This window comes from Paenibacillus uliginis N3/975 (genome assembly GCF_900177425.1).
In the GTDB taxonomy this organism is placed as follows: Bacteria; Bacillota; Bacilli; order Paenibacillales; family Paenibacillaceae; genus Paenibacillus_AQ; species Paenibacillus_AQ uliginis.
On record NZ_LT840184.1, the window covers coordinates 2,271,891 to 2,293,323 of the forward strand.

The following is a 21,433-nucleotide window of genomic DNA, read 5'->3' on the forward strand; positions in this document are numbered from 1 at the left end:
TTGTTAAAGGGAAGCAATCTGTGAATGAATTGACATGGGTCAAGAGCTTCCATCATAATTATGAAACGTAAATATATATATAGATAGATCATCGTAATTACCATTGATGTATCAAAGACGAAATATTTTTAGAGGAGTGACATGACACCGATGAGTTTACATACATCCGCTGTTGAACGGTTATGCTTGCGTAATATACCGCTGTCGAGCTTCTCTACGTATAGCATTGGAGGAGCGGCCAATTATGTGGCGCTGCCCGAGACGGCAGACGACCTGGCTGCGTTGTATCAGGATTGCAAGAAGCAAGGGTTGCCTTGGTACACCTTTGGTATGGGATCTAATATTTTATTTCCTGATCAGCCGGATCCGGATATGGTCTTTGTCTCTCTCAAGAGATTTACCGAGCTGAAAACAAAGGGGGATAAATGGTTTGTATCTGCTGGAACCCCGATGTCACTGCTCTCCTTAATGGGACTTAGTGGCGGTACAGATTTGTTAGACTTTACGTTCCTGCTTCCCGGTTGTCTTGGGGCAGGCATTTATATGAATGCAAAATACAATCATCGCCAAATTTGCGATATTATTGATACCGTTTATTATATCGACTTATCTTCCCGAGCGATGTCGGTTCAGTCCATTCCTTCAGCAGAGTGCGATTTTGCATACAAACAGTCTATTTTCCAGCATCATCCCTGGATTATTGTCGGGGCTGATCTGAATATTCCTGTTCATTCCGAAGAGCAAATCCAGTATGTCTCCAATCTGGCGCCGGCTTGGAAGGAGAGAGGAAACCATCCGTCATCACTTCCGCAGTTCTTTTCCTTTTTCCTTGGAGAAGTTCATGCTCTTGCGGGAAAAGGCATTCCAACACCGGAATCTATGCTTGATATTATTAAATATCGGACTGGCAAACGTCATTTCGACTATCCGTCATGTGGCTCTGTGTTTAAGAACAATTATAATTATGGTGTAGCCACTGGCTCACTGGTCGATCAGCTGAATTTGAAAGGAACAGAGCATGGGGGAGCGATTATCTCTCCTCATCATGGCAATATGATATTAAACCAGAATCAGGCCAAGGCTTCCGACATTGTGTATTTGATGGAAGTGATAACCGAAGCGATTCATCGGAAATTCGGTTTTGTACCGGAGCCGGAAATCGTTCTTGTTTGAAGGATTTTTTGAAATTCAGTGTAAATGAATTGGAATAAGAAGAATTTAGCGATATAATCAGATAGGAGTTTGACCAGCAGAAGTTTCTCATGAGTCAAGATAACAATCGACGGAGGGCAATTATTATGGAAAATACTTTGATCTTTGGACACAAAAATCCGGATACGGATACAATCTGTTCTGCTATAGCGTATGCCGAGCTGAAAAAAGCACTCGGTCTTAAAGCGGAAGCAGTCCGCTTGGGAGACATTAACGGGGAAACCCGATTCGCACTTGATTATTTCAAGGTGGAGGCTCCGCGATATGTTGAGACGGTAGCTAACGAAGCGAAAGAAGTAATTCTGGTAGACCATAATGAGCGTCAACAAAGCGTTAGCGATATCGATCAAGTGCGCGTTGTAGAGGTCATTGACCATCACCGTATTGCTAATTTTGAGACAAGCCATCCGCTTTATTACCGTGCTGAACCGGTTGGATGCACAGCAACGATCCTGAACAAAATTTACAAAGAAAAAGGCGTTGCAATCTCCAAAGAAATCGCTGGTCTGATGCTGTCCGCGATCATTTCGGATTCCCTGCTCTTTAAATCTCCTACCTGCACAGAGGAAGATGTGGCTGCAGCCCGTGAATTGGCTGAAATTGCGGGTGTTGATGCGGATGCATACGGATTAGACATGCTGAAAGCCGGAGCCGATCTGAGCGACAAGAGCATCGCTCAACTCATCTCCCTGGATGCAAAAGAATTTCAGATGGGCGGAGCAAAGGTAGAAATCGCCCAAGTTAATGCGGTTGACACGAACGATGTCCTTTCTCGTCAGACGGAGTTAGAGGAAGCGATCTCCGCAATCATTGCTGAGAAGAAGTTGGATTTGTTTGTTTTCGTTGTAACAGACATTTTGAACAACGACTCTATCGCGCTTGCATTAGGACAAGAATCTCAAGCAGTGGAGAAGGCTTATAATGTGGCACTGAATAATAATCAAGCATTCTTGAAAGGTGTCGTTTCCCGTAAATCCCAGATCGTGCCCGTATTGACTGAAGCATTCAATAAGTAAAATTATAGCCTAAGCTCTTAAGATTAATAGCTTTTATAGTAATAACCCGTCTGTTTCAACACTTATGTGTAGAGACAGACGGGTTATTTGTGTACAGAAGATTGAATTATTGTAACGAATTAAAGACGAAATGAAACCCTTTTTGTTTCTGATTTTCATATACTAGCTATATAGAACGACAAAGAAATATGATCCATACTTAGAAATTGGTTTTAAGTTCCAGTCATAAGGGTAATCATTATATAGATGTCTGTTCTCCAATTTATACATAAGGGAGAGATGAAATTATGAAAAAAAGAGTCTGGAAATTAACGTCCGTAATGCTGTTGGTATTTATGATGATGACGACGGTTGGGGTGGCTTCGAGTAATGAAGATTACAAACCAGTTGAGAAAGTTTCAAACCAAGAGGCCGTATTCATTAATTCTATAGAAGTGAAAGATGGAAATGTATATCTGAATGTAGATCCGATTCAATGGTATGAAGGAGAAGAAGCGAATGAGATCTTCCGTGAACGCGAACAGGATCCTGAAATGACAGAAGCTCCGAATGGTTATTATATTGTAAATGATACGGAAGAGCAGGTGACTCTGCGAGTTGCTGATGATGCCGAGGTCCTGCTGCAGTTATATGACCACACAGGGCAAGTGGAAGATGCTGAAATTTTTTGGAATGAAGCAGTTAGCTTGAATAAATTCCTGTCAGCTTATGATAAGAACGATATTATTGATATGAGCTGGTTCCCATACCACGTTACCGTTGAGGACGGTGTCGTAGTTAAAATTATTCAGCAATACACACCTTAATATGTAACATATAACGGCCTGCATTTATGCAGGCCGTTTTTTGTGTCCTCACATGCTATTCGAGCCGAGAATCATACGGCTTATTTCAGGATTCTCTTACTCTTCAAATGTGTTCTGCGAAATGCTTCGATGTCTGAAGTGATCTTCCTTCGGATTCATATTCCGACCGTTAACGAAGTCAGTAACAAATTGTTTAACTTTAGCTTTGCGCTCATCGTATTGGTCCTTCGTAAGCTTTCCTTCTGCCAAATGGCGATCTAGCCGGCCCGTGACAGCTTTAACCTGCTGATCGATGACCGACTGCACACTGACTCCATTTTCCTCTGCCAGCTTGGCAAGCGTTTTGCCGGATTGAAGAGATTCTTTAAGTTGGTTTGGCGTCATGTTCAGAAGTTTGGCCAATTCCTCTACATTCATCAAGCGCTTGTGGTGCCGTTTTCCACCGTGATGCCACCCGCCTTTGGCATCCATAAACTTTTCAGCCGCAGCAGAGAAATCTAAGGTGGTTCCCAAAGGTGTAGGGCGAGAAGCCGCGTGTGCTTTCATAAGCTCAATTACCTTGGTTTTGAGTTCAGCACGGGTGATACCTTGCGCTTGTGCAATATCAGAGAGTGACTCGCTCTGTAACTTTTCATGCATAATTTTTGGTTCAAGCTTAAGGAAAGTTGCAAGCTCTTTTAGCATTCCTCTCTCGTGCTTGAAAGATTGGTTGCTTGCTGTACCAGATTCAGCGTTAGCCGAATCAGCACTTGATATTCCTTGGAGGCTCATGGCGAATACCAGGGTTAAGGTGAGACTAAGAAGCCTCTTGATCCATAGGTTCTGTGTTCTCAAATTCATATACCGCCCTTCTTCGTTGTATGGTGTTTGTAATGTGGTTCTACCCCTCATTGTTTCCGGGTATGCTGAAATCATCCTTAATTTTTCCTTAAAATAGAATGAAATTATAGAGAAAGCGCCCTCATTTTTTGAAGGTATCGACTCTTCTATGCTAATATGGTATCATGTAGCTCTGATAACGTATTAAAGCGAGAAAGAGAGAGGCTGTGATCCAAATGAGATCTGGTCAAGTGTATAGGGGGCATTTGTAATGAGAAAGCTATCATTGTTATTCATGAGTCTAGTATTGTTATTATCCGTCGTAGGATGTGCAAGCTCCGCGAGCGGAGATAAAGAACTGATTGTCGGCATCGACGACAAATTCGCGCCGATGGGGTTCCGGGATGAGAAGAATGAAATTGTCGGGTTTGATATCGATTATGCCCGTGCTGCTGTTGAGAAGATGGGGTACAAGATTAAATTCCAGCCGATAGACTGGAAGACAAAAGAATCGGAGTTAAGCAGCGGTCGGATTGATTTGATCTGGAACGGTTACACAATTACCGATGAACGTAAAGAAAAAGTATTGTTCACGAAACCATACTTAAAGAATAGCCAAGTTGTAGCAGTTATGGCGGATTCGGATATTAAAGGAATCAATGATTTGGCAGGTAAAAATGTAGGACTTCAGGCGCTTTCCTCAGCTGCTGATGCGTTGGCTTCCAATGAGATCAAATCTCAGATCAGTAATATTTCGGAGTTCTCAGATAACGTACTGGCGCTAAGTGATTTGAAGAATGGCCGTCTGGATGCCGTTGTTATCGATGAGGTTGTATTGAAGTATTATATGGCGAAAGAAGAAGGAACCTATACATTGCTCGAAGAGTCACTTGCTCCTGAGGAATATGGTATCGGAGTCAAGAAGGGAAGAGAAGACCTTTTGAACGAGCTTCAGAAAGCTTTAGATGAAATTAATGCTGATGGGACTGCAGCTAAAATTTCCGAAAAATGGTTTGGTGAGGATAAAGTATTGAAGTAGGCGTCACCGCTAAGTGCGGTCTGTCTTCTTTGAGGTACGCCGATAAATGGGAGCATCGAAATAATGGACATAAACTATCTTATTGACATAACGATCCCTATGTTGGAGGGAGCAAGGGCTACAATTTTATTGTTTATCATCGCGATTATTGTGTCTATCCCTTTAGGATTTGGACTGACATTAATGGTGAAGAGCGCTATCAAACCACTCGTGTGGCTGGCGAATGCTTTTATTTACGTCATGCGGGGAACGCCGCTTTTGCTGCAATTGGTGTTTTTTGTTTACGGGCTGCCGATCCTGCCGGTTATAGGCGAGTATCTAGTTTTGGATCGCTTTGTAGCGGCCAGTCTGGCGTTTGCGTTAAACTACGCTGCTTATTTCGCAGAAATATTCCGTGGTGGTCTGCTTGCCATCGATAAAGGGCAATACGAAGCGTCACAGGTGCTGGGACTTAGCCGCTGGCAGACCACCACTCGGATTATTTTACCACAAATGTTCCGCGTTGCCCTCCCGTCTGTGTCGAATGAATCGATTACGCTGGTGAAGGATACGGCGCTTCTGTATGCGGTCGCAGTTCCGGAGATCTTGCATTTTGCTCTAACCGCTGTCAACCGTGACTTTAAGCTATTGCCTTTCTTTGTGGCAGGTGTTATCTATTTGCTGATGACATTAGTGTTGACGTTATTGTTTAAATACCTTGAACGCAAGTTCAAATTTGAATAGAAGGACTGTCGAAGAAATGGCTATCATCGAAGTATCTAATCTGAAAAAATCATTCGGCGATCTGAATGTATTGAAAAATGTATCTTTTGAAGTAAATAAAAACGAAGTTATTGCGATCATCGGTCCTTCGGGCTCAGGTAAGAGCACCATGCTGCGCAGTCTCGTTCATCTTGAAGAAGTCAATGGCGGTACCATTCGTGTGCAAGATGAATATCTCGTTCAAAATGGAGTTTATCCCGACAGCAAGCAGTTGAAACAGATCACCTCCCAAATGGGGATGGTGTTTCAGCACTTTAATTTATTCCCGCATCTTACGGTTCAGCGCAATCTTGAACTAGCACCGAAACATGTCAAAAAAGAGTCCGATGAGGTCGTCCGGCAAAAGAGTGATGCATTGCTCAAAAAAGTAGGTCTTGCCGACAAGGCTGACGCCCTCCCCGGCAAGCTCTCTGGAGGCCAGAAGCAGCGAGTAGCCATAGCCCGGGCATTGATGATGAATCCTGACATTTTGCTTTTTGATGAACCGACCTCGGCTCTGGATCCCGAGCTCACTGGAGAGGTGTTGCAGGTTATTAAACAGATTGCAGAAGAACATATGACGATGGTGATCGTAACCCATGAAATGGGGTTTGCGAGAGATGTGGCTGACCGCGTCATCTTTATGGACAATGGTGAAGTGATTGAGTCCGGTACACCGGATCAAATATTCAATAATCCAAAAGTGGAGCGGACGCGTGCTTTTTTGAACCGTTCGTTGTAGTAATAAATATAAGGCGGAAGAGGTAGCATTATACAATGCTGCCTCTTCCGTTTTTTATATATCGGGAAAATGACATGTGAATGATCGTTATGGTTCTTGAAGTCTTGAGGTGAGGGTACATTAGGGTTCTTCGTATGAGAAAGATTGTATAAAAGTAGGGATCATCAACAATATTAACTAAACGGACAGCAATTTTACAGATGTTATGAACAGTCATTATCCAACTTGCCAGGAGGAAAGTCACCATGAAATTACCGGAACCGGACAACTTTGTGAGTGCAGAGCATATCCCGGAAGACGTGCTGGATCAGTCATATGAAGCATTGTATCGTAATATCGGTCATTGGGTCCGGCAGTCTGAGGAAATAACCAATGTTCCGTGTCCTAATGTGTTTGAAGAAAGTGTAGATATCGTCATTAACGAAAGTGACGGGATAATGGAATAGCCAGAACCTTTTTCATTAAAAAGCTGAACGCAAAACGTATGAAATACGTTTCATGTTCAGCTTTTAAACGTTTGTGTTATTTTTTATTAGCTCGGAACAGCGAGTCGATAGACCACAGATTGCTGCCTGTGAAGACCAGCGAGACGGCAATTGCTAATAGAGCAATATCCAGTTCGTATCCACCCAAGAAGCCCATACTAATCTTCGCGGTGAAAATTGCAACAAGAAGAACAAACGCCAACACCATAGACACAATTCTGGTTCCTGCCCCAAGGATAAGAGCAATACCTCCCGCAGTTTCAATCACCGCTACGATGGCAGCCATGTACCCCGGAACACCGACACTTTCGAAGAAACCAGAAATATTACTGATCCCGCTTTGAAATTTGTCCAGACCGTGAGCTAGAAAAACAATACCTAACACCACTCTAAGAATAACTTGTCCTATTGATGAATAACTTTTCACTTATAACCGACTCCTGACTTATATTTAGATTTGGTAATGATGATGGAATATATAGCTAACTTTTATATCATCACTAACTTTATCTCAGTATAATATCTGGTATACCCATCATTGTCAAGTAACGAACTATAAATAAGCTTGGAGATTATAACAATCATGTATTTCTTATATACCAATCATTATCTTCCCCAAAAGTACAGCAACTATTTCACGATCAAAAAGTAAGTAGATTTAAGCAATAAAGCCCAAAGAAGCGAGACCGTGCCATTAATACAATCAAATCGAAGTTAACATTCATATTTTAGTATTATCTCTTTCGAAAGGATGATGATAAATGGTAAGAAATCAACAAGGAAACGGCGGGCCCGTACAATTCAGGCATCGAATGGAGGGTTTGACTACGCTGGTGCAAGGACACAGACATTCCTTCGGCAATTTGACGGATTTATTCATTCCTGAGGACGGAAGACACCGCCACACATTCCAGGGAATCACGACAACTGCTGATGGACATCGTCATACCTATTCGGGACAAACAGGACTCAACATTGGAAGGGGGGCGAACCATTTCCACCGGTTTAGAATCCAAACGAATATCGCCGATGGACACCGCCACATCATTTCCGGCAGAACAACGGGCCTCATTCGGCTAGGAGGCGTAGTCGGACACAGATTGATTATTGAGAGTATTAAACGGAAGCGCGTAAAGTAAAAAAGCGAGATGAGTGAGTCAGACTGAGGAGAAAGTTTAGACTGTGCCAAGCATTGTTGAATAGTCGAATTATCGGTAGGCTTGGTATATTAAACGTCGGAACAGTTTCATGTTCATGGCGTTTTTTTATGTGAATATGACATGGAGCCCGAAATCGGCATAGCGATCATGGCGAATCTCAGGGAGTGCCTTTGGAGCACGCGACGTAAACTTGGCCCCGATATAAGAACCGATTTTCGTCCCCGGAAAAAATCGTCATTGACGTTCGCTTCTTCGTGATGATTTGACAGTAATCCATCTAATATACAATAATTTAGGAGATTACTGAGTATGTCCATGAGGAGGAGTGATCTCTATATGCTAGATTCTACTGTAATACAGGAAATATGTGGTTTTTTACAATGTCCGATGGATGGGGTAAAGTGTCTTGGCGGATACAATAACAATGTGTATAAAGTCAATCTGGATAACCCAATGGTGGTCAAGATCCTTGACCGTGCCTTAATCTCACAAGAACAGTTGATTTCCGAAGTGGAATGGGTTCTGCATTTATCACAGCATAACATGAGCGTCGTGAGACCCATCGAAGTCAAGGGGACGTATGTGAATGATATCTCCAACGGGCTTTGTTTTTTAGTCTATGAAAAAGCTAAGGGGCGGCACATTCAATCGAGAGATTCGGAGGTGTGGAATCCACAGTTATTCCGTCAGTGGGGTCATGCTATGGGAACTCTGCATGCTTTGGCAGTAGGATTTAACCCCAAACATTCACGCGGTCAATGGCATGAGCATGAAATATACCACCGCGATTTGGGGCTGCTGAACCTTACACTTCAAGAGCACTGGAAGGAATATCATGTACATATGCATACTCTGTCGGCGACTGACAAGGAATTTGGTTTGATTCACGGAGATCTGCATCAGCACAATTTGTTACTTGACCCGCAGCATCAGCTGACTGTTCTGGATTTCGGTGACAGTGAGTATAACTGGTTTGCTTATGATGCTGCTGTAGCAATATATCATGCTGTACACTCGGTTGAGGCTGGTGAGAGCAGGCGGGAATTTGCCAAAAGATTTACAGGTTGCTTTATGGAGGGTTACGCACAAGGTAAAGGGGATACTTCAGGGATGCACTTGGTCGATTTTTTCCTGGATTTCAGACATTTGTATTCCTATGTCTATCATACTCTTTTCTCAGACATCGATAAGCTGACGGATCAACAACGAATATACCTCGAGAACATGCGGGTATCCTTGGTTCGCGACTCTTCATTTTTGGGCTCAGGATGTAAGGTGTTCTTGGCCTAATCCATTAGAGACCGATTGGTCTTTCGTTACTTAGGAATCTCGTGGCTATAGCCACGAAAGGTTCAATTCAATAAAGTCTTTATGATTTCACAGATCATTTGTGACACCTCATCCATGTTATGGTATATTATTTTGCAAATATACCATCTTCACCAAGGAGTGGGTTTACTTAAAATAATAACTTGATAGCGGATACATGAAATGCTTCAGAGTAGTATGTGTCAGGAATGATAAGTCTAATGGGTCCTTTACAAACGTATATTGTAGTAACTCATGAAGGTCTGAATAGGGACTAGAAAATGAAATGAATTAATACATAGATGGATCACATACATGGGTCTTATCTTCTTGTATTGAAAATATACAATAAGATAGCAGATAAAACGGTGTTTCCTAACACACTAATGTAATTTGCGTCCACACAAAGGGAGGAATTTGGGTATGCATCTGACGGAATCTAATATGTATCGAAGCAAAATTAACCAGCTTTCAAGAGGGTTTTCAGCGGAGACGAAAGAGCTGATTGCAAGCTTGTCTGATGATGAACTGCACCGAAGATTAGACGGAATGATAACTCCTCCCATTACATTGGCAGAACGTTCGGACCCTGAAATGCTTCAACTGTATTATACTTCCTCCTACGTTCATTTGATGGAGTTCTTGAACGTTCCGAAGGATGCCAAGTTGTTTGAAATTGCTGCAGGTGATACGATTTTTATTCCTAAAGCGCTGGACACTCATGGTGAGGAAGGGGCGAAGTACGTAACCGCAAATTTAAACCAGGATTTGACCGAAGGGTTCAGGGATAAAACTGCGGAGTTAAGCATTGAGATCCAGGTCATAGAGGACAATGGCGCCCGTATACTGAACTACTGTGGACAGGGATCTATGGATGTGATCGTTTTTCATCATGCCTTGAATGATATCGTACAGACCATGATCGCTCAGCGTGAAGGAATAGATACGATTCATAGTGACTGGTGGAGTGTTGAACCTCAGATGCTGCAAGCGGTTATGGATTATCATAACCGGGGAGAGCTAAAGCAGGCAGTTTACGGCGAGTTTATCAGTATCATTGAAACCTGTCATCAGTTATTGAAGGAAGAGGGCATCATCATTTTCGACAATTGTATCTATGCAGGGTATGAAAAAATAGGATACAGCTCTGAGTTTCACAGCAACTATATCCAGTTTGCCAGAGAATGGATTAACGAAGCAGATCTCGGACTGCAGGAGGTGCAGGTGCCGGGATTTGATGAGAAATGGTGGATGGTACTGCAGAAATCTCATTGATTTTAGAAGTATTGAACAATGAAAATGGATTAACATCACATAACAAGCATAAAAAGTGGCGTATAGCGTATTCATATTCTAATTCCTTTATCCTCTAAAGATCATCTTTATGATCCGTAGAGGTTTTTATTCTGTTATGATGCTAAATTATAGCAGCTCATATCGTAACCGCTTGAACTAAACTCATAGAATAATAAGCTTTTAGGGGGATCAGGAGTGATAATAAGACAAGCAACGGCAGCGGATGCAGAGGGAATTGCACAAGTTCATGTGAACAGTTGGAAAACGACGTATAAAGGAATCGTATCCGAAGACTATTTAGATGCCCTAACAGTAGAAAGCCGGCTGGAAGGCTGGAAGTGGAGACTAGAAAATCCCTCGGCAGATATAGAAATATTAGTGCTGGAAGACCCCGTGGGACGAATTGTCGGATTTATGAACTTCGGTTCGGAAAGAGAGCAGAAACGGAACAGTGAGGGTGAGCTGTACGCGGTATATTTATTACAAGAGGCACAAGGGAAGGGCTGGGGCAGACAGCTATTCATACAGATGCTTGAGGTGATGAAATCGATGGGTTACACCTCATTGTTAGTCTGGGTGCTTGAAGGCAATCCCGCGATACATTTTTATAAAGCCTTGGGAGGGAAGAAGGTTCGCCAGAAAGAAATTGAGATTGCTGGAGAACTTCATCAAGAATTGGCGCTCAAGTGGGACAGTCTTAATCTGAAAGATATTATATCGTAAAGGAATGAGGATATGCAGCATCATTATGGAAGCCTCTGCACAGAGGTGTATGATCTAAGTAAACCGTTAGGGCATTCTTTTGGAGATGTGGAGTATTATGGGGAACGTCTAAAAGCAATACAGGGTAGAATTCTGGAAGTCGGCTGTGGTTCCGGTCGTGTGCTAATTCCACTGTTACGGTCTGGAAACCTGGTTGACGGTCTGGATAATTCCGGAGAGATGCTTGATTCTTGTCGCAGTAGATGTACTGATGAGGGACTAACGCCGCTACTGTATAAGGATGAAATGCATAATTTTCAGCTGGAACAATCTTATGGGGCCATAATCATTCCCGCTGGTTCTTTTCAGCTGCTGGAAGGTCGGGAAACGGCGGTTGAAGCTCTTAACAATTTTTATCAACATCTTGCGCCGGGTGGTAGACTTATATTAGATTTGTTTATTCCGACCAATTGGGATACCCAAGCGGTATCGACAAGATCATGGGACACATTATCAGGTGAAGTGATTACATTGGAAGAGAAGGTCATTGAGGTCAATCATCTGGAACAGCGGATGGTATCGTTGTTAAAGTATGAGAAGTGGAAAGAAGGCCGATTCATTCAATCCGAGCTGCAGAGATTTCCGCTCAGCTGGTATGGCCGATACGAGTTTGTACTTTTGCTGGAGAAGATCGGATTCGGTCAAATCACCATTTCTGCCGATTATAAATATGGTGAAGAGCCAACACATGGTGAGCAAATGTGTACTTTTGAAGCGATAAAAATTTAAGGAGAATATTTCTCCTATAACAATTAGGTGTTCGAATAGGAGGAACCAAGATGAAAATCCAATTCATCACACTACCATCAGCGTGGGGGAGAGATGTGCAGCACAGGCTGTTCTCCCAGAGCTCATCCACACTTGTAGTTTTATTTCCTGGAAAAAACTACTCCTGCGAACTCCCGCTGCTCTATTATGCTACTCAAGTTGCACTCCAGCACCATTGTGATGTTCTTCAGCTGGAGTATGGTTATCAAAGTGCAAGAACCGAGCTACAAACCGAACGGCTTCACCTTATGGTAGAGGAATCGGTTAAGGCCATTCATCACATTAAAGATCAATATAAACAGATTATATTTGTGAGTAAAAGCTTGGGCACTGTAGTAGCAGGGATAGCAGCAGAAGCGGTCGACGCCAGTTCTCCTATCGTTCAACTATTTCTGACACCTCTTGATTCAACGGTTTCGTACATTCAAAACACAGTTAATTCTGTCATTTATGGTACAGCGGACGATCTCTTTAGTGACAAGAGCGTCAAAGCACTTGAAGGACTTCAAAATAGTGAAGTACACGCCGTAAATAGAGGATCACATTCTCTTGAGGTGGGGAATGCACGTGATAACATAAAGGTTATGGCGGATGTTATTGGAGTATATGAAACATTTTTTAAAAAGCATGTGTTGAGTTTTGAATCTAAACTTTAACTGCCCATAAATATGGTCGGATAAGGATTAGGAGTTGGGGAATCGTATATGAAGGTTATTCTTTGTAAAAGGTCGGCAGATGCCGGCCTTTTCTCATTAATATATGGTATTTCTCAGCCATATGATTAAATAGTTAGAGTTAGAGGTGGAACGAACTGTTTCTTCAAACGTAAAAGTTGATGATAGAATGTATAGCTGATTGGAGGAATATATAATGGATAATGGATATTTTGTAGGCTGGGGTACACTCGCTCTAATCAATGCAGGGCTTGCTCAGGGTAAGAATAGAAGCGGCTTGAACTGGTTTTTGCTTTCGTTACTGTTGGGACCGTTAGCAACGCTCATTCTTGTAATTTCGGAGAAAAGATAAGTCACCGTACAGCGATAATTTGACATGCTATCCTAAACTATTTATCATCTTTGTATACCCCAGTGGGTAATAAGGGTGGTATCCTTTATTAAGGAGGAAATGAATTGAGTACGATAGCTCTGGGTCCACTGATGATCCGGGCGGATATTTTAGTTTTTCTGATATCTGCTGTCATGGGTTTTCTCGTTCTGAAAGTACGTCTTCGTGGCCGGGAAGAGTCCGGCTGGATGCTGGATACTTATGTGAATGCATTGATTATCGGATTTGTCGTATGGAAATTCAGCATGATACTATTCGATCCGATTCGGACGATACAGCATCCATCGTCTCTGCTGTACTTTACCGGCGGAGATCAAGGAATATGGCTTGGAACCGCACTGGCACTTGCGTATGTGGGCGTCCGATTGAACAAGAAGCGGTCTTTGGTCGTTCCCTTAATGAAGGCAGCAATGCTATCTTATTTGGCAGGTGCCTTCACAAGACACGTCTTTTTATGGTTTTGGGATGAATCCTTGGGCAAGATGGCGCTCATGTATGCTCTTCTTCATGGAGTGTTGGCTATATGGGCATGGATCAAGTACGATTCTTCCATCCGGATATTCGGTTCTATTGCCTTGTGGTACAGTATCGGCTCCGTGCTGATTCCATTCTTTGACGAAGGTCGCATTACAGTAGTTGCCGGTTTCAACTCTGTTCAAATAGCTTTTGGTGTTCTGGCACTCGGCATCTTGATTTTGGACATGTTTTTTACCAAACAACAGAACAAATCGGCTGATCACCAGTAACAACGTGTAAAAGAGGTGACTATGATGAGAAAAAACGGGATCGCCATTGTGATTCTTGCAGGTCTGATTGCCTGGGGCATATTCGATTATTTAAATAAACAAACGACGGATCAAACTCAAGGAAGCGGGAACGCAGTTGAAACGGATGAAACGATACCGATAGGGATTAAGGTCGGAAACCGTGCACCTGACTTCGCGCTTCAGACTGCAGACGGAGAAACTATCAATCTTTCCGATTATCGCGGTAAAACGGTTCTGTTGAACTTTTGGGCATCCTGGTGTCCGCCATGTAAAGTTGAAATGCCTTATATGCAAGATTTTTATGAAGATTATAAAGATAAGGATGTCGTTGTGTTAGCAGTAAACATGACACATCTAGAAAATAATTCGGATGATGTAAAATCATTCCTTGATGAAGTGGGGGTTACTTTCCCAACGGTGTATGACCAGAAAGGGCAGGTAACGGAGCAGTATCAGATCGTTGCGTATCCGACAACATACATACTTAATACTCAAGGTGTAATTACGGACCGTTATCAAGGAGCCATTGATCACAAGCTAATGGTTAAAGCCTATGAAAAATCACGATAATGTTGTATGACCATGAAGTAATATAAAAAAGTGGACGTTTGTATCTGACAGCATTTCACTCGGTGGAATAGAATGAATCAATTCGACGGGTGAGGAGGATGAGAGGTGCACATTATTAGTCCACTTTCAGAAGATTCTTGTAGACCTTATATAGGTCGTCAAGTTTGCGCCGTGCTTCATGATGGAAGACATGTAACAGGGACATTGAGAGGTGTCAGCGAAAGAGGTTTGCTTTTTGAAGAGGCATATCCGAATGCCAATATATTGTCTACAAAGTCTGGCAAGACTAAGAAGCAGTTGAACTCCAAAAATAAGAAAGCAGAAACCTCTGCTTTTGGACCAGGGTTTGGTTATGGGGGATTTGGTTATGGAGGTTTTGGAGCCCCTTTTGCGGGTGCATTGGCATGGAGTTCCATCGCATTGTTGTTCCTTATACCATTCTTATTTATTTAAAATAGATTGATTTCATTGGGCAGCTCTTAGCAGAGCTGCTCTTTTGTATGATGTTTATGCCATTGTTAGATAAATTTGTGACTAAAGCACCGATTTCAGGTCTCATAAGGGCGATGTGAATTGGACCCAGAGATTCATTGTTATAAACTCAATCCAAATTTAAAATAGAAAAATGTGGTTATAGATGTTTGAAATATGGTTAATAGTTTTTAAATCAAAGTTTGTCCTCTGAACAGGATAATTTTAGGAGACGCAGAAGAAGGAGCGTTTAGTCTATGTCTAATCGTATTTTGGTAACTCCGGAGCAACTGAATCAAGTGTCGTCGCAATTTTCCCAGTCAGGTCAGCAGAGCAGCGACATTGTACAGCGGCTTCAGCAGAGCATACAGCAGATGGAGGGACAATGGGAAGGGATTACCCGAGAACGATTTTACGGAGAATACCAACAGGCGCGGATCACCATGAATAAATTCATAGAATGCTTACATACGGTATCAACCGAACTGAATCAAATTTCTGTTAAGTTTCGTACTGCGGATGAATCCAATTCCGGTCCGGTGGTAGGTGCATCGATGACGGGCACTTTTGCAGCAGGAACTGGTATTGGAGCTATGGCTGTTGGAGCAGGGGCACTCGGTTCGGCAGGAGTCGGCGGAACAGCCCGGGCTGCTGGTGATAAAAGTCTGGTGGATAAAATGATTGACGGCGTTAAAGTAGAGGGCAGCATGGTCGAGAACAAAGAAGGCGGATGGTACACCAAAGCTATATCCGGAAGCGCTGAAGCCAGCCTAATGAATGGTGCCTCTGCTGAAGCTTCCATTGTGGAAGCGGGTTATGAGAATGATTATGTAGAAGGGTCCGTTAGTGTCGCTAAAGCGGAAGTAGAGGCTTCGATTAAAGACGGTACACTTAGCCTTGGAGCGGAAGCAACATTAAACAAATACGAAGGCGGGGTTAAGATTCCTTTGCCTTTTACCGACAAGGAGTTGAATATCGGCGGATCAGCTTCTCTTGGCGTGGTCGGTGCCTCGGCCGAAGTGGGAAAGACCGGCTTGAAATTCCACATTCCGCTTGGACCGGGCGCAAGTCTGGTTGGTGTTGGCGGAGCAATAACGGTAGAATAGATCTCGTTAAATCAGAGAGGAGTACGAAGTCATTGAGCGATAAGCAGACCAGGTTCAAACAGATCATGATCGCCATTGCCATCATCGGTGTTCTGGGCACCGTTATACCGAATCTCCTGGATTCCAGTTTACCCGTAGCGGAAAAGGCAGTTATATGTATAACATTTTTGGTATGTATTCCGCTTCTCGTTACAGCTCTATACTTTATAGGCAAGAAACTAATGAAAGGTTGATAACGTATGGAACCAATTCAAGAAGAGCTTCTGCCGATCGGATCAGTTGTGAAATTTAAAGATTGGGATCAGACTCTAATGATTTATGGAAGAATGCAGAATGATTCCAAGACGCTGAAAAGATGGGATTATGTTGCATGCTTTTATCCTCACGGTAACTTAACAAAGGATTCCAATATCTTTTTTAATCATAAGGATATATCGGAGATTGTATTCAAGGGATATGTCAACGAAGAGGAAATTGCGTTTCGTGACGCATTGGTCGAAGGAATTGCAAAAGTTGAGCAGGCTAACTAAAAGTTGATCTAACCGGGTTTTGTCATTTCGCATCATAAAAGCTGTCTTTGAAGCAGAGTGTTCTGTTGCAGAGACAGCTTTTTTCCATGCGTGCAATAAATCATTGCCGAATGAACGAACATAAAGTAAACTTAAAAACAAAAAAACAAAGGTAAACAAAGATAATATGATTTGAATGCTTTTGTTAATTTCGGAGGCGATGAATATGCAAACAGAACTGCTTCATCCTGCGGACCAAATATTAATGATGATGGAACGAATTTATGACTATGGAATGACTACCACATCCGGTGGTAATTTATCTATTAAAGATGAGAACGGCGACATATGGATTACACCAGCGGGAGTAGACAAGGGTGCATTAACACGAAATGATATCGTTTGTGTCAAAGGTGATGGTACTGTGGTTGGTCATCATAAACCATCAAGTGAGTACCCCTTCCACCGTTTGATTTACAGTACACGTCCCGACCTGAAAGCTGTAGTTCATGCGCATCCGCCGGCGTTGGTTTCATTCAGTATTGTAAGGAAAATTCCGAATACGAAGCTTCTTCCGAACGAGGAGCTAATTGTTGGTGATGTGGGGATGGCGGAATATGCACTGCCTGGGAGCGAAAAGCTCGGTGAGAATATTGCGGCTGTTTTTGCTAAAGGACTTAACAGCGTCATGCTTGAGAATCATGGAGTGGTTGTCGGAGGGAACAATCTGTTTGAGGCTTTTCGTGCCTTTGAGACGTTGGAGTACTGCGCAAGGCTAGAAATTAACGCCAATCGGATCGGCAAACCGATTACACTTCAGTCTGTAAACCGTGACAAGCCGCGGCTGTTGCTAGAGGAATTACAGGCAGAGCCTTACACAACTGAAGAACGGGAAGTACGCAGAGAAATGTGCAAACTGATCTCAAGAGCGTATGACCAGAGATTGTTTACAAGTACACAAGGAACGTTCTCACAGCGCCTGTCTGATGGCTCTTTCGTAATTACCCCTTACGGTGATGACCGTAAGTATTTGCAGCCCGGTGATTTGGTCCGTGTTAAAGAGGGGAAGCACGAAGCCGGCAAGATGCCGAGCCGTTCCGTCCAGTTCCACGAGCTCATTTATCAGACTCAACCGCATGTGGAATCGATTATTATTGCCCACCCGCCGAATATCATGGCGTTCGCCGTAACAGATACGGGATTTGATTCAAGGACGATTCCGGAAAGCTATATTCTGCTCAGGGATATGCCAAAGCTTCCGTTTGGGATGGTTGTGCATCAGGCCGAAGAAGCAGCAGCACGTTTCAAGAAGAATACACCACTCGCCATTGCCGAGAACGACTGTATTATCGTCACGGGTTCCTCATTGCTGAATGCTTTTGACCGGCTTGAAGTGGCTGAATACAGCGCCAAGGCCTTCATAGATACCTTTATTCTAGGTCCGGTTCAACATATCGATGATTCAAAAATCGAAGATCTTAAAGAAGCTTTTAACCTGGACTAGACATTATTTCATCATAAACAATAAACCTCCTCACATTTGTGCCCGTTTATATTTGAATATAAGCTATTCAAATATAAACGGGCATGTTATTATGTTATCAATACACTGAAAACGGTGCCAACTTATTAAGGATTTCCGTTTATATCTAAATTAAACGTATTCGGGGGGAGATTATTTCATGGTTCAAAGCTTGTGGGACAAATCAAAGGCAGATCAGGCAAAAGACACGTTAGATGAACTCGTTTATCGTTCCAATATGATTGGAACAGACCGCCTGGTGTGCAACTGGGGCGGAGGTAACACCTCCAGCAAAACCACGGTGAAGGATTTCCGTGGACGTGATGTTGAAGTCATGTACGTCAAGGGAAGCGGGTCAGATCTGGCTTCGATGAAAGCAGGTAATTTTACTGGATTGCGAATGGATGACATTAAACCGCTATTCGAGCGTGATTCCATGCCAGATGAAGAAATGGTAGCTTACCTGGCTCACTGCATGATCGATGCCAAACATCCAAGAGCCTCAATCGAAACCCTGCTGCATGCATTTCTTCCATTTAAACATGTGGATCACACACATCCCGACGCCATCATCAGTCTCTGCTGCGCCGATAACGGTATAAAACTGGCCAAAGAAATTTTTGGCGACAGGTTTGTATGGGTTCCTTATGTAAGACCGGGCTTTACATTATCTAAGATGATTGCTGAAGGTGTTCTGGCCAACCCCAATGCTGAGCTTGTTCTGATGGAGAAACATGGACTTGTGACATGGGGCGATACCTCAGAAGAATGTTATGCCCAGACGATCAAAATCATTAGTGAAGCCGAAGCCTTTATTGAAGCAAAATTTGAGCAGGAACAATTGTTTGGTGGTGTGAAGCATAACCCGCTGCCAGCCGAAGTTCGCCGCCGAATTGCTGCAGAGGTAATGCCTACGATCCGTGGTGCAGTAAGTGACGTTAAGAAAATGATTCTGTCTTTTGATGATGAGGACGACGTACTGGCTTTTGTTGGTGGGAAAAAATCTTCCGAGCTCTCTCAGGTTGGTGCAGCTTGCCCGGATCATCTGGTACATACCAAAATGGTTCCTCTTTTCATTGACTGGACACCTGATGCGGATGATATTGAAGGGCTCAAAGCTAAACTTATTGAAGGTATCTCATCATATAAAAAACAATATGAAGACTATTTCAACCGGAACAAGCACGAAGGCGATGTCATGTTCGAAGCTGCTCCACGTGTCATACTGATTCCGGGAGTGGGTATGGTTAACTCTGGCAAGAGCTGGTCGAACTCAAAAGTGAGCGGAGCATTGTATCACCGGGCGATTGCAGTTATGCGTGGTGCAACAGCTCTTGGTGATTTCGTGTCCCTCAGCGAGAACGAGTCTTATAATGTGGAGTACTGGCCGCTGGAGCTGTATAAACTGACACTTGCTCCGAAGGAAGCTGAATTCTCACGTCAGATTGCTTTTATTACTGGCGGAGCAGGCGGAATCGGGAGTGAAACGGCAAGACGACTCGTATCTGAAGGGGCCCATGTGGTGCTTGCGGACCTGAACCTCGAAGGAGCAGAGAAGGTAGCCGGAGATATAAACGAGAAATACGGAGAAAATCGGGCGATTGCCGTTAAAATGGATGTAACGGACGAAGATGCGGTTTACGCAGCATATCAAGCTTCCTCTATTTTATACGGTGGTGTCGATATCATTGTTAACAATGCGGGACTGGCAACATCAAGTCCTTTCGAGGAAACATCATTGAAAGAATGGAATCTAAATATGAACGTGCTCGGAACAGGATATTTCCTGGTAGCGCGTGAAGCATTCAAAATCATGAGGCAGCAAAGTATCGGTGGCAGCATGGTGTTTGTGGGTTCGAAAAACTCCGTGTATGCCGGAAAGAATGCATCCGCATATAGCTCTGCAAAAGCACTGGAAGCGCATTTGGCTCGATGCATTGCATCCGAGGGTGGTCAGTACGGGATTCGTGTCAACACGGTTCTTCCGGACGCGATCCTTCAAGGATCTGCGATATGGAATTCCAATTGGCGTAATGAACGGGCAGCGGCCTATGGTATTGAACCGGATGAGCTTGAAGAATATTACCGCAAACGTACAACGCTGCTTGTAAATATTTATCCAAGAGATATTGCTGAAGGAATTGCGTTCTTCGCATCATCCCGATCTGAGAAAACGACAGGCTGCATGCTTACGATTGACGGTGGAGTACCGGCGGCATTTACCCGGTAGTAGTTGAAGAGTATTCATATTGTAGGAAAGCCGCCGTGTTTGAGAAAAAAGGACTTTTGTATTCATTTCCCGAATTGGTTAAGATGGCTGAAGTAGCTTCGGCGTTCAGATGTTTTATCGACCCGGATGATGATAAGTTCTTAGCTGATCTTTTACTCATTTAGTCGAATCATAGATTTGACTCATAAAATACAACAGTAAGGATGAAGTGATTTATGTTGGTTGCAGAACGTTATGAGAAGATTGTACAGTTGGTCAATGAAAGAGGAAGTATCCGGGTTACCGAGCTGAGTCAGCTTTGCGGGGTAACGGAGGAAACCATCCGCCGAGATTTGGACCGGTTAGAAGATTCGGGACGTCTTCGCCGTTCCCATGGTGGCGCGGTTAGTGTTAAAGATCAACCCATTCCTTGGCGTTCTCAACCCGAAATCCCTTTTACAGAACGTGAAATTATGCATGCCGAGGAGAAGCAACGAATCGCAGAGGAAGCGGTAAAGCTCATCGAGCCGAATCAGCGGATCTTGTTGGATGCAAGCTCCACAGCATGGTATATGGCGAGGCTTATTCCCGATTTTCCACTAACGGTACTGACCAATTCGATCAAGGCAGCGGCTGAGCTAGGCGGAAAAGAGAAGATTGAAGTCATCTCTACCGGTGGAATCATGGCTCATCGCTCCTTATCTTTTGTAGGCCCGTTAGCTGAGCGCTCTTTGGAATCCTATCACGTGGATAAAGCTTTTCTTTCCTTTAAGGGAGTTCATTTGGAGAGAGGACTAAGCGAATCCAATGAGCTTCAGGCTAGAATTAAACATAAAATGATTGGAATGGCAGATCAGGTGATCCTGCTAGCGGATGCAAGCAAATTCGGTATTCAGGCGTTTACACAGGTCGCAGACTTGCAGCGCGTTGATACGATTATTACTGACAGACGTCTGCCTGCACATGATGCATCGCCTTTTACGGACCTCGGAATCCATATCATTTCAGTGTAAACCACATTCCCCCGATCTCGGGGGTTTTTTAAAAGATAATGATGTAA

Annotated in this window: 25 protein-coding genes; 23 read left to right on the forward strand and 2 right to left on the reverse strand. The window is 43.3% G+C overall.

Features of this window, described 5'->3' with window-relative positions; all coding sequences use genetic code 11:
• Positions 1–150: 150 nt before the first annotated feature.
• The 3 genes from B9N86_RS10760 (at position 151) to B9N86_RS10770 (ending at position 3,034) form a co-directional block, all read left to right on the forward strand.
• Positions 151–1,173, forward strand: coding sequence for a UDP-N-acetylmuramate dehydrogenase (locus tag B9N86_RS10760; protein ID WP_208919198.1), 1,023 nt, complete (start codon positions 151–153; stop codon positions 1,171–1,173).
• A 125-nt stretch (positions 1,174–1,298) separates the two neighbouring features.
• Complete coding sequence (locus tag B9N86_RS10765; protein ID WP_208919200.1) at positions 1,299–2,228, forward strand: manganese-dependent inorganic pyrophosphatase; 930 nt, start codon at positions 1,299–1,301, stop codon at positions 2,226–2,228.
• 287 nt (positions 2,229–2,515) lie between these two features.
• Positions 2,516–3,034, forward strand: coding sequence for a hypothetical protein (locus B9N86_RS10770; protein ID WP_208919202.1), 519 nt, complete (start codon positions 2,516–2,518; stop codon positions 3,032–3,034).
• Positions 3,035–3,130: 96 nt separating this feature from the next.
• Here B9N86_RS10770 and B9N86_RS10775 read toward each other — a convergent pair whose 3' ends face one another.
• Positions 3,131–3,874: a DUF1707 domain-containing protein gene (locus B9N86_RS10775; protein WP_208919204.1), complete on the reverse strand. Its 744-nt coding sequence runs from the start codon at positions 3,872–3,874 to the stop codon at positions 3,131–3,133.
• A gap of 250 nt (positions 3,875–4,124) precedes the next feature.
• On the opposite strand from B9N86_RS10775, the gene B9N86_RS10780 reads away from it, so the two are divergent.
• From B9N86_RS10780 to B9N86_RS10795, 4 genes are all read left to right on the forward strand, one after another.
• Positions 4,125–4,892, forward strand: coding sequence for an amino acid ABC transporter substrate-binding protein (locus B9N86_RS10780; RefSeq protein ID WP_208919213.1), 768 nt, complete (start codon positions 4,125–4,127; stop codon positions 4,890–4,892).
• A gap of 63 nt (positions 4,893–4,955) precedes the next feature.
• Complete coding sequence (locus tag B9N86_RS10785; RefSeq protein ID WP_208919215.1) at positions 4,956–5,615, forward strand: amino acid ABC transporter permease; 660 nt, start codon at positions 4,956–4,958, stop codon at positions 5,613–5,615.
• Positions 5,616–5,631: 16 nt separating this feature from the next.
• Positions 5,632–6,375 carry an amino acid ABC transporter ATP-binding protein gene (locus B9N86_RS10790; RefSeq protein ID WP_208919217.1) on the forward strand — a complete coding sequence of 248 codons (744 nt, stop codon included), beginning with the start codon at positions 5,632–5,634 and terminating at the stop codon, positions 6,373–6,375.
• A gap of 245 nt (positions 6,376–6,620) precedes the next feature.
• Positions 6,621–6,821 carry a hypothetical protein gene (locus B9N86_RS10795; RefSeq protein ID WP_208919218.1) on the forward strand — a complete coding sequence of 67 codons (201 nt, stop codon included), beginning with the start codon at positions 6,621–6,623 and terminating at the stop codon, positions 6,819–6,821.
• Positions 6,822–6,897: 76 nt separating this feature from the next.
• On the opposite strand, the gene B9N86_RS10800 is transcribed toward B9N86_RS10795, so the two are convergent.
• Positions 6,898–7,287 carry a DoxX family protein gene (locus B9N86_RS10800; protein WP_208919220.1) on the reverse strand — a complete coding sequence of 130 codons (390 nt, stop codon included), beginning with the start codon at positions 7,285–7,287 and terminating at the stop codon, positions 6,898–6,900.
• 334 nt (positions 7,288–7,621) lie between these two features.
• Between B9N86_RS10800 and B9N86_RS10805 the strand changes: the two genes are divergently transcribed.
• From B9N86_RS10805 to B9N86_RS10880, 16 genes are all read left to right on the forward strand, one after another.
• A complete protein-coding gene (locus tag B9N86_RS10805; RefSeq protein ID WP_208919222.1) occupies positions 7,622–7,999 on the forward strand; it encodes a YmaF family protein in 378 nt (125 codons plus the stop codon).
• A gap of 357 nt (positions 8,000–8,356) precedes the next feature.
• Positions 8,357–9,310, forward strand: a complete 954-nt coding sequence (locus B9N86_RS10810; RefSeq protein ID WP_208919228.1) for a phosphotransferase enzyme family protein — start codon at positions 8,357–8,359, stop codon at positions 9,308–9,310.
• A gap of 441 nt (positions 9,311–9,751) precedes the next feature.
• The gene (locus B9N86_RS10815; RefSeq protein WP_208919229.1) at positions 9,752–10,603 is read left to right on the forward strand and encodes a hypothetical protein; all 852 of its coding nucleotides are present in this window, start codon (positions 9,752–9,754) and stop codon (positions 10,601–10,603) included.
• Positions 10,604–10,819: 216 nt separating this feature from the next.
• Entirely contained in the window at positions 10,820–11,347 is a 528-nt protein-coding gene (locus tag B9N86_RS10820; protein WP_208919230.1) for a GNAT family N-acetyltransferase, read from the forward strand.
• A 12-nt stretch (positions 11,348–11,359) separates the two neighbouring features.
• Entirely contained in the window at positions 11,360–12,115 is a 756-nt protein-coding gene (locus tag B9N86_RS10825) for a class I SAM-dependent methyltransferase (protein ID WP_208919231.1), read from the forward strand.
• A 50-nt stretch (positions 12,116–12,165) separates the two neighbouring features.
• Positions 12,166–12,810, forward strand: coding sequence for a hypothetical protein (locus B9N86_RS10830; protein WP_208919232.1), 645 nt, complete (start codon positions 12,166–12,168; stop codon positions 12,808–12,810).
• A 214-nt stretch (positions 12,811–13,024) separates the two neighbouring features.
• Entirely contained in the window at positions 13,025–13,180 is a 156-nt protein-coding gene (locus tag B9N86_RS10835; protein WP_208919233.1) for a hypothetical protein, read from the forward strand.
• A 104-nt stretch (positions 13,181–13,284) separates the two neighbouring features.
• Entirely contained in the window at positions 13,285–13,965 is a 681-nt protein-coding gene (locus B9N86_RS10840) for a hypothetical protein (RefSeq protein WP_208919234.1), read from the forward strand.
• A 21-nt stretch (positions 13,966–13,986) separates the two neighbouring features.
• Positions 13,987–14,556 carry a peroxiredoxin family protein gene (locus B9N86_RS10845; RefSeq protein WP_208919235.1) on the forward strand — a complete coding sequence of 190 codons (570 nt, stop codon included), beginning with the start codon at positions 13,987–13,989 and terminating at the stop codon, positions 14,554–14,556.
• A gap of 105 nt (positions 14,557–14,661) precedes the next feature.
• Positions 14,662–15,009 carry a hypothetical protein gene (locus B9N86_RS10850; protein WP_208919236.1) on the forward strand — a complete coding sequence of 116 codons (348 nt, stop codon included), beginning with the start codon at positions 14,662–14,664 and terminating at the stop codon, positions 15,007–15,009.
• A 275-nt stretch (positions 15,010–15,284) separates the two neighbouring features.
• Positions 15,285–16,133 carry a WXG100 family type VII secretion target gene (locus B9N86_RS10855; protein ID WP_208919237.1) on the forward strand — a complete coding sequence of 283 codons (849 nt, stop codon included), beginning with the start codon at positions 15,285–15,287 and terminating at the stop codon, positions 16,131–16,133.
• A 32-nt stretch (positions 16,134–16,165) separates the two neighbouring features.
• The gene (locus B9N86_RS10860) at positions 16,166–16,366 is read left to right on the forward strand and encodes a hypothetical protein (RefSeq protein WP_208919238.1); all 201 of its coding nucleotides are present in this window, start codon (positions 16,166–16,168) and stop codon (positions 16,364–16,366) included.
• A gap of 6 nt (positions 16,367–16,372) precedes the next feature.
• A complete protein-coding gene (locus B9N86_RS10865; RefSeq protein WP_208919239.1) occupies positions 16,373–16,663 on the forward strand; it encodes a DUF4176 domain-containing protein in 291 nt (96 codons plus the stop codon).
• A 205-nt stretch (positions 16,664–16,868) separates the two neighbouring features.
• Positions 16,869–18,146: a class II aldolase/adducin family protein gene (locus B9N86_RS10870; RefSeq protein WP_208919240.1), complete on the forward strand. Its 1,278-nt coding sequence runs from the start codon at positions 16,869–16,871 to the stop codon at positions 18,144–18,146.
• A 178-nt stretch (positions 18,147–18,324) separates the two neighbouring features.
• The gene (locus B9N86_RS10875; RefSeq protein ID WP_208919241.1) at positions 18,325–20,394 is read left to right on the forward strand and encodes a bifunctional aldolase/short-chain dehydrogenase; all 2,070 of its coding nucleotides are present in this window, start codon (positions 18,325–18,327) and stop codon (positions 20,392–20,394) included.
• Between the two features lie 215 nt (positions 20,395–20,609).
• Positions 20,610–21,386 (forward strand): DeoR/GlpR family DNA-binding transcription regulator, encoded by a 777-nt coding sequence (locus B9N86_RS10880; RefSeq protein ID WP_208919242.1) that lies wholly within the window; start codon positions 20,610–20,612, stop codon positions 21,384–21,386.
• Positions 21,387–21,433 lie beyond the last annotated feature (47 nt).

Excerpts from the sequence above, each read along its gene's own strand:
- B9N86_RS10760 (WP_208919198.1), top strand. The coding sequence starts at position 151 with ATGAGTTTACATACATCCGCTGTTGAACGGTTATGCTTGCGTAATATA.
- B9N86_RS10765 (WP_208919200.1), top strand. The coding sequence starts at position 1,299 with ATGGAAAATACTTTGATCTTTGGACACAAAAATCCGGATACGGATACA.
- B9N86_RS10770 (WP_208919202.1), top strand. The coding sequence starts at position 2,516 with ATGAAAAAAAGAGTCTGGAAATTAACGTCCGTAATGCTGTTGGTATTT.
- B9N86_RS10775 (WP_208919204.1), bottom strand. The coding sequence starts at position 3,874 with ATGAATTTGAGAACACAGAACCTATGGATCAAGAGGCTTCTTAGTCTC.
- B9N86_RS10780 (WP_208919213.1), top strand. The coding sequence starts at position 4,125 with ATGAGAAAGCTATCATTGTTATTCATGAGTCTAGTATTGTTATTATCC.
- B9N86_RS10785 (WP_208919215.1), top strand. The coding sequence starts at position 4,956 with ATGGACATAAACTATCTTATTGACATAACGATCCCTATGTTGGAGGGA.
- B9N86_RS10790 (WP_208919217.1), top strand. The coding sequence starts at position 5,632 with ATGGCTATCATCGAAGTATCTAATCTGAAAAAATCATTCGGCGATCTG.
- B9N86_RS10795 (WP_208919218.1), top strand. The coding sequence starts at position 6,621 with ATGAAATTACCGGAACCGGACAACTTTGTGAGTGCAGAGCATATCCCG.
- B9N86_RS10805 (WP_208919222.1), top strand. The coding sequence starts at position 7,622 with ATGGTAAGAAATCAACAAGGAAACGGCGGGCCCGTACAATTCAGGCAT.
- B9N86_RS10810 (WP_208919228.1), top strand. The coding sequence starts at position 8,357 with ATGCTAGATTCTACTGTAATACAGGAAATATGTGGTTTTTTACAATGT.
- B9N86_RS10815 (WP_208919229.1), top strand. The coding sequence starts at position 9,752 with ATGCATCTGACGGAATCTAATATGTATCGAAGCAAAATTAACCAGCTT.
- B9N86_RS10825 (WP_208919231.1), top strand. The coding sequence starts at position 11,360 with ATGCAGCATCATTATGGAAGCCTCTGCACAGAGGTGTATGATCTAAGT.
- B9N86_RS10830 (WP_208919232.1), top strand. The coding sequence starts at position 12,166 with ATGAAAATCCAATTCATCACACTACCATCAGCGTGGGGGAGAGATGTG.
- B9N86_RS10835 (WP_208919233.1), top strand. The coding sequence starts at position 13,025 with ATGGATAATGGATATTTTGTAGGCTGGGGTACACTCGCTCTAATCAAT.
- B9N86_RS10845 (WP_208919235.1), top strand. The coding sequence starts at position 13,987 with ATGATGAGAAAAAACGGGATCGCCATTGTGATTCTTGCAGGTCTGATT.
- B9N86_RS10855 (WP_208919237.1), top strand. The coding sequence starts at position 15,285 with ATGTCTAATCGTATTTTGGTAACTCCGGAGCAACTGAATCAAGTGTCG.
- B9N86_RS10865 (WP_208919239.1), top strand. The coding sequence starts at position 16,373 with ATGGAACCAATTCAAGAAGAGCTTCTGCCGATCGGATCAGTTGTGAAA.
- B9N86_RS10870 (WP_208919240.1), top strand. The coding sequence starts at position 16,869 with ATGCAAACAGAACTGCTTCATCCTGCGGACCAAATATTAATGATGATG.
- B9N86_RS10875 (WP_208919241.1), top strand. The coding sequence starts at position 18,325 with ATGGTTCAAAGCTTGTGGGACAAATCAAAGGCAGATCAGGCAAAAGAC.
- B9N86_RS10880 (WP_208919242.1), top strand. The coding sequence starts at position 20,610 with ATGTTGGTTGCAGAACGTTATGAGAAGATTGTACAGTTGGTCAATGAA.